Below are 11,364 nucleotides of genomic sequence, written 5' to 3'. Positions count from 1 at the left end.
GCCGTACGCTCAGGTTTGAGACGCAGGATCCTTCAGCTGCCCGTGCTGGGAACTCAACAGATGCACCAGCTCGTCCAGAATCGCCTCGCTGATTCCGGGCTCCGCCGTGGCATCGTCGATCGACAGTTCCACCACAGAGCCACACTCGAAGTCCTGCGTCATCACGGCAAGCAGGGAATGCGCATCCACAGCAGGGTGGCCAGGCTTGGCTATGCTGACCTGTTGGCCACTGTCAATTACCGCCCGGACAAACACCGCGGCAGCACGGGCGTGTAAACCAATTTCTGCTGTAACCGTCGTTGTCCGTACGGGCATAGCGGTTCCCATCGTTCGATCCAAGAGTCTCCTTAAGAAAATAGCAGGTGCGGCGGGCGCTCTGGGCATCGGACGAGATCAGTAGAATGGAGCCGTAGGGTAAATCAACTTGGGGGAGTGGAACAGGTGACATCGCTGACAGCTTCCTCCATTCAAGGCGAGATCGACCGCGGGTCCAGTATCGCCATTTATGCCCAGCTCAGGGACATTCTGCGGACCTTTATCGAGAACGACTGCGAACCTGGTCAGTCAATACCGTCCGAGCGTGAACTGAGCGAACGTTTTGGACTTGCGCGGATGACGGTGCGGCAAGCGATCGACGCCCTGGTGGGCGAGCAGGTTGTGGAACGCATAGTTGGTCTGGGCACCTTCGTGGCACACCGGAAAATGGACCTGCAAGTTAAGCTGACCTCTTACAGCGAGGAGATGCAGCGCCGCGGCATGGTGCCGGCCGCTCACGTACTCAGCTTCGAACAGGTCAGCGCCAGCGCCTTCCTGGCCCGTGAGCTGCAGATGGAGGAGGGACAGCCTGTAGTGCGGTTCCGCCGTCAGCTGCTGGCCGATGGTGAACCGATGAGTGTGGATGAGAATTTCATTCCCGCCCGGCGGGTCCCAGGCATCCTCGATGATCCCCCTCCCACCTCGTTGTACAACGTGCTTAGCGAACGGTACGGCCTGGTGATGGAGTGGGGAGAGGACATGATCGAAGCCACCGCAGCTTCCCCCTCAATCGCCCGGCTCCTCAACGTTGAGATGGGAGCTCCTTTGCTGAAGATATCCCGTCATGCGTTTGTCTCAAGGGCAATGGTCGATTACTCCGTTTCGTACTACCGGGCCGACCGTTACAAACTCTGGGTACCGCTCCAGAGGCCAGGAGTGCGCACCCCACGGGCATACTCCCTTAATCGCCATACGGGCTAAGCGGGCAACAGTGGCGGCGGAGGGTAAATAGGTATAGGGCCGATCCAATGGATCGACCCTATAGCTATATTTACCTAGTGGCCCGAGATTTCGGCCTTCTTTTCGCTCTCACCTTCAACCTCACCGTGGTGCCCATGGGAGTGGGCGGCACGGATCTCTGCCGGGCTTGCGGGTGCCACACGGTCTTCGAAGAAGATCCGGGACAGCAGACCACGGGCTTTCTCAGTCTGGGTGATCTTGCCTTTAGCATTAGGCTGAGCAGGCAGGACCTCGTGCGATTCGTAATTCACCAGCTTGTACTGCTTGTACTTGTCCAAAGGCTCGTGAACCTCGATGAACTCACCGTGCGGGAGGCGGACGATACGCCCGGTCTCCCGGCCGTGGAGCGCGATCTCGCGGTCCTTGCGCTGAAGAGCCAGAGCGATCCTCTTCGTCACGACGAATCCAATGATCGGTCCGAGGATGAACAGGGCCCGGAGCCAGTAGATGACGTCATTGAGCGATATCGAGAAGTGGGTCGCAATCAGGTCGGAACTGGCGGCTGCCCACAGCACGCAGTAGTAGATAACACCAGCGACCCCGACGGCGGTCCGTGTCGGCGCGTTGCGTGGCCGGTCCAGCAGGTGATGCTCGCGCTTGTCCTTGGTAACCCAGGCTTCCAGCCACGGCCACAGGAACAACAAGGCAAACAGGATGCCGGCCGGGACCAGCGCAGGGAGAAGAACATTCAGGCTCAAGGTGTGCCCGAAGATGACGATCTCCCAGACGCCCGGCATGAGCCGCAGTGCGCCGTCGACGAACCCGATATACCAGTCCGGCTGGGTTCCAGCCGAGATGGGGGAGGGATCGTAGGGGCCGTAGTTCCAGATCGGGTTGATCGTGAACATCCCCGCCATCAGGGCCACGACTCCAAACACGATGAAGAAGAATCCACCGGCCTTGGCGGCATAAACAGGTCCTACCGGGAATCCAACGACATTGCTGTTAGTGCGGCCCGGCCCAGGGAACTGGGTGTGCTTGTGGATCACAACCATGAAGAGGTGGATGGCAATCATCAGCAGGATGAACGCCGGGATCAGCAGGATATGCAGCACATACAACCGCGGGATGATAACCGTTCCCGGGAATTCACCGCCAAAGAGGAAGAAGGAGATGTATGTTCCGACGACCGGTATGGCCTTGATGACGCCGTCGATAATACGCAACCCGTTGCCGGAGAGCAGATCATCCGGCAGCGAGTAGCCGGTAAAGCCTTCAGCCAGACCAAGAATCAACAGGGTGGCACCAACCACCCAGTTCAATTCGCGCGGCTTCCGGAACGCACCGGTGAAGAAGACACGGAGCATGTGCACCGACATCGCCGCCACGAACAGCAGCGCCGACCAGTGGTGCACCTGGCGCATAAACAGCCCGCCCCGGATATCGAAGGAAATGTCCAACGACGACGCATAGGCCACCGACATCTCCACTCCCTTGAGCGGCACATAGCTGCCGTCATAATGGGTCTCCGCCATGGACGGGTCGAAGAAGAACGTGAGGAACGTGCCGGAAAGCAGCAGGATCACAAAGGAGTACAGCGCGACCTCGCCGAACATGAATGTCCAGTGATCGGGGAAAACCTTGCGTCCGAATTCGCGGACCATCGCGGCTCCGCCGACACGTTGGTCGACGTAGTTGGTGATACGCCCAACGTTGGTCTTGGGCTCATATGGTGATGTCGAAGTGCTCATCCGCGCTCCCAGAAACTAGGTCCAACGGGTTCCGTGAAGTCGCTCTGGGCAACCAGGTAGCCCTCGGCGTCAACGGTGATCGGCAACTGCGGCAGCGGCCGGACGGCCGGACCGAAGATGACCTTGCACTCCTGGGTCAAGTCGAACGTCGACTGGTGACAGGGGCACAACAGGTGGTGGGTCTGCTGTTCATACAGCGCGACCGGACACCCGACATGGGTACAGATTTTGGAGTAGGCGACAATGCCTTCGTAACCCCAGTCTTCACGCCCTTCGGACGGGGAGAGGTCTTCAGGATTAAGGCGCATCAGCAGGACGACCGCCTTCGCCTTCTCTTCCAGCTTGTGCTCGGCTTCGTTAAGGCCTTCGGGAATGACGTGCACAGCCGATCCAATGGTGACGTCGCTGGCCCGGATGGGAACTCCTGTCGGATCAAGCGTCAGGCGCACTCCCTCATCCCACATGGTGTGCCGCAGGACATCGCCCGGGAGGGGACCAAGATCACGGAAGATTGCAATTGCCGGCAGCGGAGCCAGAATCATGGCACCCAGGAGGGTGTTGCGGATGAGCGGACGGCGCTTGATGCCGGTCTCTTCAATGATGTCACCGAGGATCTGTTCGGCCTCGGCGCGTTCCGGTTCCTTGGTGATCGGCTTGCGGGACTCGACCACTTCGTGATCGGGCATCAGGGTTTTGGCCCAGTGCACAATCCCGATGCCGATTCCCAACATGGCAAATGCCGTGCCGAGGCCCAGCAGAAGATTCTGCAAACGCAGGTCTGAGCTTCCTGGCTCGTCCAGCTCAATTGCGAAGTAACCTACGAAGAACAGGACCGTTCCGACGATCGAAATTAGAAACAGTATTGCGACCTGGTTCTCGGCACGTTTTGCCGCACGCGGGTCCTTGTCTGCCAACCGCGGACGATGCGGGGGGAGGCCCGGGTCGTGGAACCGTTCGACCTCGGCGTGGCCGTCAGTGCCGACGCGGTCCGGCGTATTGGGACTGCCGTCATTTCGCCTGGCCATGGTCCCCCTCATTCTCCTGTGAAATCTTCATTGCTGAATGTGCTGAACTTTCCTGTTCCTCACCGGGGTGAGCGGTTGACATATGGATTCCTACGACGAACGGGACGTGAGCCAGATGGTGAAGGCAATAATGACACCCAGACCGGCGATCCACAGGAACAGGCCTTCGGATACCGGTCCCAGGGAGCCAAGAGCAGCACCGCCGGGGGACTTGTTTTCGTCAATGTAGTTCAAGAAGGCGAGAATATCCTGTTTGCCCTCAGGCGGAAGGGTCGCATCATTGAAGACCGGCATATTCTGCGGACCGGTGATCATCGCCTCGTAAGCATGCGCATCACTGACTCCGGAGAGCGCGGGGGCGAATTTACCCTGCGTCAGCGCACCGCCGGCGGCGGCAGCGTTGTGGCACATTGCGCAGTTCACTCGAAACAACTCGCCGCCGTGAGCAACATCCGCATCGGAGGTGTCCAGTGCTTCCTCGCTGGGGATAGCCGGTCCGGGGCCGAGCGAAGCGACATAGGCAGCCATCTGCCTGGTCTCTTCTTCATTGAACTGCGCCGGCTTTTCCATGGCCTGCGGACCCTGCATCTGCAGCGGCATACGGCCGGTTCCAACCTGGAAGTGAACAGCTGCCGCTCCGACGCCAACCAGTGACGGACCGGTTTCGGTTCCACCTCCTTCCATACCGTGGCAGGTGGCGCAGTTGGCGACAAAGAGCTTCTCGCCCTCGGCGATGTCCTCGGCGGAGAACGTCGTGGTTTGGGCCTTGGCCTCATTGGCGCCACTGGCAACCGCGTACAGACCACCCGTGAGCAGGAGGCCCAACAACAACAGTGCTACTGCGGTTAGCGGGTGACGTCGCCGTTGCGATAATGCCTTCACGTGGTGGTTCCTTCGGTCCGTTGTTGCTGTGGCGCGTGTGACGCTATTTCAAATTCTGCCTCTTGTAGAAAAAGAGTCAAGTAAGGGCTACTTCAGGAAGTAGATGATGATGAACAGTCCCACCCAGACGACATCAACAAAGTGCCAGTAGTAAGACGTGACGATGGCCGATGTGGCTTCGAAGTGTCCGAAACGTTTTGCCGCGAAGGCCCGTCCGATGATCAGCAGGAATGCCACCAACCCGCCGATGACGTGTAGCCCGTGGAAGCCCGTGGTGATGTAGAAGGCCGACCCGTAGGAGTTGGACGAGAGCGATACGCCTTCGGAAACCAGCGTCGCGTACTCGTACGCCTGGACCGATACGAAGATCGCCCCAAGGAGGAAGGTGAGGAGGAACCATTCGACCATGCCCCATTTGGCGATCTGGAACACACCGCCCATGCGACGGGGCTGGAGCCGTTCAGCGGCGAATACGCCGAACTGGCAGGTGAAGGAACTGGACACCAGGATGATGGTGTTCGCCAGCGCAAACGGAACGTTGAGCAATTCGGATTCCGTCGCCCACATCTCCCCAGCGGTGGAGCGGAGGGTGAAGTACATGGCGAACAAGCCGGCGAAAAACATCAGTTCGCTGGACAGCCAGACGACGGTTCCGACAGAAACCATATTCGGGCGGTTCAGCGTGGGATTCGCCGGAGAACTGGGGGCATGGGTAGCAGTTGTCACATAGACATTATGTCTATAAAACCGGCTCCTGCCCAACCCGACACTGGAATCAGTTCAATCTTTTTCTACAAAGTCACGAAATTCCGCGGCGGACCGCCATATTGGGCGCAGAAGCGGATTGATGGCTAGCATCTAGGTGTGAGTATCCCACCAGCTGCAGAACAGGCGGCCCCGACGTGGCCGGAGCTTTTGACGACCCTCATAGGGCGTCATGATCTGAGCACAGAGCGCAGCCGATGGGCAATGAACTCGATTATGGAAGGTACGGCGTCGGAGGCCCAGATAGCCGCATTCCTCACCGCCCTCCGAGCCAAAGGCGAAACGGTCGAAGAATTGACCGGACTGGTGGAGGCAATGCTGGATAACGCCCGCCCGATATCCATTCAAGGTCCGGCGCTGGACATTGTGGGAACCGGGGGAGACCGGCTCAACACTGTCAATATCTCAACGATGTCCGCTCTGGTCTGCGCCGGGGCAGGAGCGAAGGTCGTCAAACACGGAAACCGCGCGGCGTCGTCATCCTCCGGTTCCGCCGACGTACTCGAGGCTCTCGGCGTGCGGCTCGACCTGCCCGTTGAGGGTGTCGTCGAAGCAGCCGAAAAGGCCGGAATCACATTCTGCTTCGCCCAGCTGTTCCACCCTTCCATGCGTTTTGCCGCCGCCGTCCGGCGTCAGATGGGCGTTGCGACGGCGTTCAATTTCCTCGGTCCGTTGATCAATCCGGCGGACGTAGCAGCCTCTGCCGTCGGAGTTGCCGATCCGGCCATGGCGCCGCTAATGGCCGGCGTTTTTGCCGCGCGGGGAAACCGGGCTTTGGTCTTCCGTGGTGATGACGGTTTGGACGAAATGACGACGACGGGACGCTCCAGGGTCTGGGAAGTGCGCGGCGGCACCGTCACGGAACAGGTCTTCGACCCGGCCGCCGTAGGCATCAACCGCGCCACTGTCGAGGATCTGCGGGGTGCCGATGCAGCTTACAACGCCGAAGTGGTGCGCCGGGTACTGGCAGGCGAAACCGGCCCCGTACACGACGCCGTCGTACTCAATGCAGCAGCCGGCCTTGTGGCGTTCGATGAAACGGCCGAGGGCCCGCTTGAGGACCGGATGGCCGTGGCTGCGGGAAGAGCGCGTGAGTCCATCGCCAGCGGCGCTGCAGCAGATGTGCTGCGGCGCTGGATCGACGTCACGCGCTAGCCTCCCTCAACCTTCCAGGCCGAGGGAGAACGCCGCATCCAGATCGTGCTGCGAGTAGGCGCGGAAAGATATGTGGGTGGTCGTGCTGACGACGCCGTCAACTTTGGAGAGACGGTCGGCGATGACGTCCGCCAGATCCTCATGCTGCCGCACGCGTGCGACGGCGATCAGGTCCCAGTCCCCGGTCACGGAATAAACTTCGCTGATTCCGTCGAGACCTGAGATCTCCTCCGCTGATTCGGGGATCCTCGATGCGTCGGTCTTGATCAGGACAAAAGCTGTAACCATGATGGTCCTTTCGTAGTGGCAGGGAGGCTGTCGGCTATGCGCTCTAGCAATCGCGGCCGGAGGTCTGGTTTGAGACTAGTTCATCAGCGTCACTGGTTCACTTCAGCCCTTGCCTTGCGCCTTAAGACAAGAGTGCCGACGAGCCGGTGACCGAGGATCGTGAGGCCCAGGAAGCAAAGGGTTACTATTTGGAATGCAAAGGCCAGTCCGCCACCCGCAAGTCCACGCAGGGCCAGCCCGCCCACCACGGTGACAAGCCAGATGACGACGCCGGCGGGCCAGAGTTTGAACGGCCGGCGCCATGCCCGTGCCATGAACCACCCAATGGCTGCGGCCAGGAGGAACGGTCCCGCGGTGCCAAGTACGCCGAAGATGGCCAATGCGTGCTCATGGGTGTTCCGGCCCAGGATGGCGAATAATAGAATGGCCGCCGCATCGAGAACGGCCGCGAGTACAACTGGCATGTCAGCCAGCCTAATACGACAGGCGGGGGATACGCTGGGGGAGCTCAGGGTTGTATCCAAACAAACAAAGCTGTAAGTTTGTGGATATATTTACAAACCGCAAAGGTTGTTGTTTTCATGTACGTCTTGACTATCGATCAACGGAAATCTCGTACCAGCGATGATCTCGTGGACCCTCTGCTTGCTGAGCTCAATCAGGATTCCGATTTCACCCCCGTCCGCGCCTTTGAGCGCACGGCCGGCGATGAGGTGCAGGGCATTCTGGACGATCCTGCCGCCGTCGTACGTATTGCCTTGAAACTGGCGCAAACGCAGAAGTGGAGCGTCGGAATCGGGATTGGACCGGTCAAGGAACCATTACCCGAGAGCACCAGGGCCGGATCCGGCGCCGCATTCGAACAGGCACGCGAAGCCGTCGAAGATGCCAAACACGCCGCCGGCCACGTTTGCGTGCGAGGTCTGCATCCTGCCTGTCAAGATGTAGACGCGATTCTCCAGCTGCTCGGAGCCCTGTCCCTGAAACGGACCGAGGCGGCCGTTGAAGCCGGCACCATGCTCACGGGAGGGGCAACTCAGCAGGAAATCGCGGCCCGCCTCGGTATAAGCCAGCAAGCGGTTTCCGCCAGATTGCGGGCCGGGCTGTGGCAGGAGGACCAGCGGGTCCGGGAGACAGCAATCCGCCGCCTGAAGGAGGCCGACCAGTGAGCATTGCCAGCATCGTTCTACTCGCCCTCACCGCGGTGGTGGCGGCTCCGCTCTATTTCCGGAAGTACGACGGCGATGGTTCCGGAAGAATACGGTGGATGTCCATTGTGCTGCTCGCACTGCTTGGACTCGCCGCCTTGGCCGCAGTTTTCGGCGACATCAGGCTCGGTGCGGTTGGGTATTCTCTGACCGTTCTGGCCGCGGCCGTTGGGGGAGGGCCGGTCACCGTCGCCATCCTGCAATCGTCGTTCAACCGCGAGCATCCCGAGAACAATACGGACGTCACCGAATCACCGGTGCTCCGTGGGGGAGCCTGGATTGGATTCCTGGAGCGTATGGCCATCAGCGGAACCTTGCTGGCGGGGTGGCCGGAGGGCATGGCCGTGGTCCTGGCGGTGAAGGGACTCGGCCGGTATTCCGAACTGGGATCGGAGTCGGGCGCCGCGGAGCGTTTCATTCTCGGCACGTTTGCCAGCGTGCTCTGGGCAGCCGCGGCGACCGGCGTGGGATGGATGACCGTCCAATAGCCGCGGTGCCGCTAGAAGTATGAACGGGCGATTCCGACGACGTGGTCTTGATCGTCGAGCAGCAGGGGAGCGGACCACCGTTGATGCAGCGTGCAGGGATGAGAAATGGCGAGAGTAATCAGATCACCGGGCTGCGCCGGATCGTCGGCCGGCACTTCGATGAACGCATGCTGGTCGTTGAGTTGGGAAACCTTCCAGTCCGGAACATCACGGAACCGGGAACCGCCGGACGGCACCAAGCGGCGGGGGAGCGGCAGACCGGAATCGGTGTTCACATCCCGCCGTCCGGCCCCGGCGATGACCAGACCAGGTTCCGGACGCGACAGGATTTGCGCCCAGACCTCAATGCTGGGCCGCAGCCTGTCATCGTCGGGAGGTGCAGACACGGAGCCTGCTGCCGGATTGTCCGACGGAGCTTCTGCCTGCCGCCTCAAATCCCCATCGAGGGGCGAACGGCGGGCGTAGAAGTCGGAATCGTGCGTGAGGTAGGCACCGGACCGGATGATGGTGACGACGTCGAAATCCGGGAAGTTTGCGGGCGCCAGTATGTCCGCAACACAGTCAAAGTAGAGGCTGCCGCCGGCGCTGGCGATGACCGGAAGACCCTGGGCGCAATACGGCACCATCAACCGCAATGCCTCAGCAACCATGCCAAGATAGTTGCGCACGGCGTCGATATCCTCTTCGGAGCGGCCATGGGAAACGGATCCTTCATACCCACCCACTCCCCGCAGGCGCAGATTCTTCGACTCCCCAACAGCCCGGGCAATCGTGGCGACGTCGGCCAGGTCCCGCACACCGGCCCTGCCGCCGGAATGGCCAATTTCAATGACGACGTCGAGGCCGTCGGCTGCGTTTTCGTCGAGTATCTGCACTCCGCGCAGTGAATCGACGTAGCAGACGAAACGGCGGCCGTCCGCTTGCTGCCAAGTGGATATCCGGCGGGCGAAATCCGGTTCCACGAGTTCGTTCGCCATGAAGATGCTTTCCGCTCCCGCGGCCATAAAAACCTGCGCCTGGAAGGGGTTGGCTACCGTCACGCCCCACGTCCCGGCGGCCTCCGCAATCATGGCCAGTCTCGGAGACATAGACGTTTTCAGGTGTGGCGCGATCTGCAGGTTATGTTCATGCACATAACGGGCCATCAGGGCTGCGTTGTGCTCCACAGCCGACTGCCTCAGGGTCATGGCCGGCCAGCTGAAACCGCCGGTCAGCAGATGCCGCCGCTGGCCCCCAAGTTCCGCAAGCGTTAGATCGGCAGCATCAGCCGGTAACCCCTTGAAAAGGAAGCCGATCCGCTCGTCGTCGAAAGTTGTGATCATGGGCCTTACTCCAACGGTTGTGCGATTGCAGCAAGACTACTACTGGAACCACGTATCCGGCGGACCAAGAAAGAGCAGGAAACTGAAGACGGCGGTGGCACCGGCAAGGGCGACGACGACGGCGAGGAGAGGATGCCGCAGCACCCAAGCCTGCAGCGTCTCCAGGAACCCGCGCGGCCTCTCGCCGCCAGCACCCAACCGCCACGCGCCGTCGAGCATTCCCTTTCGATCGAATGACTTTTCCACCGGGATAGTCGCATACGGAATGATCGCAGACACGAGCGCCAGCATGCCCGCACCGGCCGACCATTTCTGATTGACCCAGGTGAAGCAGGTGCTCATTACGTAGCATATGAACACGAATCCATGCAGCCCACCGCCGATGCTTACGCCCAACTCAGTTGTCCCGGTGACATACTTGAGGAATAAACCAATCAGCAGCAGCGTCCACGTCACAGCCTCTGCAAAGGCAACGGTACGGAACAGTTTGCGGGGGGCCATGAACGTCCTCACATGGGGGAATAGGAGCCTTACCAAACTACCGCCTGCCACGGCGTGTCGAGGAACCGCTGTATGATTTCTCGTTTGAGAGACGCACGATCATTTGCCACCAGGGGACAAATTCGCCCGGCCCGCCGGCGCTACAGGACTGTGAATCCTGCTGGCAGGCCGCCGCGTCCCGTCGCTGCCAGGAGCAGTTCGCCGGCCTTGCCGGATCGGATGGCGAGCCTGCCAAGCAGGGCAAGGCTGTGCTCAGCCGCTGCCTCAGGAATCTGCGGCACTACGTCAACGGCTGCGGCAAGGTCGCAGGTATGGACGGTCAGCTCAAAGGTGCGCGTTGGCAGGTAATCCATCAGGCGCATCCCGCCGACCGGCGTCCTCACAACGGAATTACCGCCGCTCGAGTTAACCAGCCTGAGTACGCGATCCGCAATCTCTTCCACAGCATCAGGTGGATTGGATCCGAGGGCGGCCCCGGCGTCGCGGCCGCGCTCTGCTACGGCCGCCGGGTCGCCGACGGAAGCAAGTGCCAGCCGAAAGTACTCGTCCGCTGATTCGACGTCAATGCTGTCAGCTTGTTGGTTTAGGTACGTTTCGACGGTCAGCAGCGCCCGGCTCGTATGACCGGCCAAGTCGCGCACGGTCCATTCGCCGAGGGCAGGAGCCTCCCACCGCCCGGCCGCCTTGGCCGTCGTCTCCACGAACCAGGCCGCGGCTTGTGAGAAGGCTTCCTGGGTCTTCGGCCAGGTCTCCAGCGAACTCAT

At 60.8% G+C, this 11,364-nt stretch carries 14 protein-coding genes; 4 read left to right on the top strand and 10 right to left on the bottom strand.

The window, feature by feature from the left end; translation table 11 throughout:
• Positions 1-9: 9 nt before the first annotated feature.
• Positions 10-315 (bottom strand): HPr family phosphocarrier protein, encoded by a 306-nt coding sequence (locus ACX80B_RS14500; protein ID WP_459297377.1) that lies wholly within the window; start codon positions 313-315, stop codon positions 10-12.
• A 126-nt stretch (positions 316-441) separates the two neighbouring features.
• Between ACX80B_RS14500 and ACX80B_RS14495 the strand changes: the two genes are divergently transcribed.
• The gene (locus ACX80B_RS14495) at positions 442-1,236 is read left to right on the top strand and encodes a GntR family transcriptional regulator (protein ID WP_459297375.1); all 795 of its coding nucleotides are present in this window, start codon (positions 442-444) and stop codon (positions 1,234-1,236) included.
• A gap of 74 nt (positions 1,237-1,310) precedes the next feature.
• On the opposite strand, the gene qcrB is transcribed toward ACX80B_RS14495, so the two are convergent.
• The 4 genes from qcrB to ctaE form a co-directional block, all read right to left on the bottom strand.
• Complete coding sequence (gene qcrB / locus ACX80B_RS14490; protein ID WP_459297373.1) at positions 1,311-2,966, bottom strand: cytochrome bc1 complex cytochrome b subunit; 1,656 nt, start codon at positions 2,964-2,966, stop codon at positions 1,311-1,313.
• Positions 2,963-3,991, bottom strand: a complete 1,029-nt coding sequence (gene qcrA, locus ACX80B_RS14485) for a cytochrome bc1 complex Rieske iron-sulfur subunit (RefSeq protein ID WP_459297371.1) — start codon at positions 3,989-3,991, stop codon at positions 2,963-2,965. The genes qcrB and qcrA overlap by 4 nt, the downstream gene beginning before the upstream one ends.
• 90 nt (positions 3,992-4,081) lie before the next feature.
• Positions 4,082-4,873 carry a cytochrome bc1 complex diheme cytochrome c subunit gene (gene qcrC, locus ACX80B_RS14480; RefSeq protein ID WP_459297369.1) on the bottom strand — a complete coding sequence of 264 codons (792 nt, stop codon included), beginning with the start codon at positions 4,871-4,873 and terminating at the stop codon, positions 4,082-4,084.
• 87 nt (positions 4,874-4,960) lie between these two features.
• On the bottom strand, positions 4,961-5,599 hold the full coding sequence (gene ctaE, locus ACX80B_RS14475) for an aa3-type cytochrome oxidase subunit III (protein ID WP_459297368.1): 639 nt from the start codon (positions 5,597-5,599) through the stop codon (positions 4,961-4,963).
• A gap of 138 nt (positions 5,600-5,737) precedes the next feature.
• Between ctaE and trpD the strand changes: the two genes are divergently transcribed.
• On the top strand, positions 5,738-6,793 hold the full coding sequence (trpD, locus tag ACX80B_RS14470; RefSeq protein ID WP_459297367.1) for an anthranilate phosphoribosyltransferase: 1,056 nt from the start codon (positions 5,738-5,740) through the stop codon (positions 6,791-6,793).
• Positions 6,794-6,799: 6 nt separating this feature from the next.
• On the opposite strand, the gene ACX80B_RS14465 is transcribed toward trpD, so the two are convergent.
• Both ACX80B_RS14465 and ACX80B_RS14460 read right to left on the bottom strand, forming a co-directional pair.
• The gene (locus ACX80B_RS14465; protein WP_459297365.1) at positions 6,800-7,081 is read right to left on the bottom strand and encodes an Lrp/AsnC family transcriptional regulator; all 282 of its coding nucleotides are present in this window, start codon (positions 7,079-7,081) and stop codon (positions 6,800-6,802) included.
• Positions 7,082-7,170: 89 nt separating this feature from the next.
• Complete coding sequence (locus ACX80B_RS14460; protein WP_459297363.1) at positions 7,171-7,545, bottom strand: DUF3054 domain-containing protein; 375 nt, start codon at positions 7,543-7,545, stop codon at positions 7,171-7,173.
• A 117-nt stretch (positions 7,546-7,662) separates the two neighbouring features.
• On the opposite strand from ACX80B_RS14460, the gene ACX80B_RS14455 reads away from it, so the two are divergent.
• Both ACX80B_RS14455 and ACX80B_RS14450 read left to right on the top strand, forming a co-directional pair.
• Positions 7,663-8,250: a winged helix-turn-helix transcriptional regulator gene (locus ACX80B_RS14455; protein WP_459297361.1), complete on the top strand. Its 588-nt coding sequence runs from the start codon at positions 7,663-7,665 to the stop codon at positions 8,248-8,250.
• A complete protein-coding gene (locus ACX80B_RS14450) occupies positions 8,247-8,777 on the top strand; it encodes a hypothetical protein (RefSeq protein WP_459297359.1) in 531 nt (176 codons plus the stop codon). Before ACX80B_RS14455 ends, ACX80B_RS14450 begins: the two co-directional genes overlap by 4 nt.
• An 11-nt stretch (positions 8,778-8,788) precedes the next feature.
• On the opposite strand, the gene ACX80B_RS14445 is transcribed toward ACX80B_RS14450, so the two are convergent.
• From ACX80B_RS14445 to ACX80B_RS14435, 3 genes are all read right to left on the bottom strand, one after another.
• Positions 8,789-10,099, bottom strand: a complete 1,311-nt coding sequence (locus ACX80B_RS14445) for a type III PLP-dependent enzyme domain-containing protein (protein ID WP_459297358.1) — start codon at positions 10,097-10,099, stop codon at positions 8,789-8,791.
• A gap of 39 nt (positions 10,100-10,138) precedes the next feature.
• Entirely contained in the window at positions 10,139-10,600 is a 462-nt protein-coding gene (locus ACX80B_RS14440) for a DUF3817 domain-containing protein (protein ID WP_459297354.1), read from the bottom strand.
• A 140-nt stretch (positions 10,601-10,740) separates the two neighbouring features.
• A complete protein-coding gene (locus ACX80B_RS14435) occupies positions 10,741-11,364 on the bottom strand; it encodes a maleylpyruvate isomerase N-terminal domain-containing protein (RefSeq protein ID WP_459297352.1) in 624 nt (207 codons plus the stop codon).

Source organism: Arthrobacter monumenti, from assembly GCF_054511255.1.
Note: the sequence above shows the minus strand (reverse complement) of the source record. Positions and strands in the feature narration are given on the sequence as shown.

Bases quoted from the DNA above. Each gene is read 5' to 3' on its own strand.
- ACX80B_RS14500 (WP_459297377.1), bottom strand. From the start codon at position 315: ATGCCCGTACGGACAACGACGGTTACAGCAGAAATTGGTTTACACGCC.
- qcrB (WP_459297373.1), bottom strand. From the start codon at position 2,966: ATGAGCACTTCGACATCACCATATGAGCCCAAGACCAACGTTGGGCGT.
- qcrA (WP_459297371.1), bottom strand. From the start codon at position 3,991: ATGGCCAGGCGAAATGACGGCAGTCCCAATACGCCGGACCGCGTCGGC.
- ACX80B_RS14465 (WP_459297365.1), bottom strand. From the start codon at position 7,081: ATGGTTACAGCTTTTGTCCTGATCAAGACCGACGCATCGAGGATCCCC.
- ACX80B_RS14460 (WP_459297363.1), bottom strand. From the start codon at position 7,545: ATGCCAGTTGTACTCGCGGCCGTTCTCGATGCGGCGGCCATTCTATTA.
- ACX80B_RS14455 (WP_459297361.1), top strand. From the start codon at position 7,663: ATGTACGTCTTGACTATCGATCAACGGAAATCTCGTACCAGCGATGAT.
- ACX80B_RS14445 (WP_459297358.1), bottom strand. From the start codon at position 10,099: ATGATCACAACTTTCGACGACGAGCGGATCGGCTTCCTTTTCAAGGGG.
- ACX80B_RS14440 (WP_459297354.1), bottom strand. From the start codon at position 10,600: ATGGCCCCCCGCAAACTGTTCCGTACCGTTGCCTTTGCAGAGGCTGTG.
- ACX80B_RS14435 (WP_459297352.1), bottom strand. From the start codon at position 11,364: ATGAGTTCGCTGGAGACCTGGCCGAAGACCCAGGAAGCCTTCTCACAA.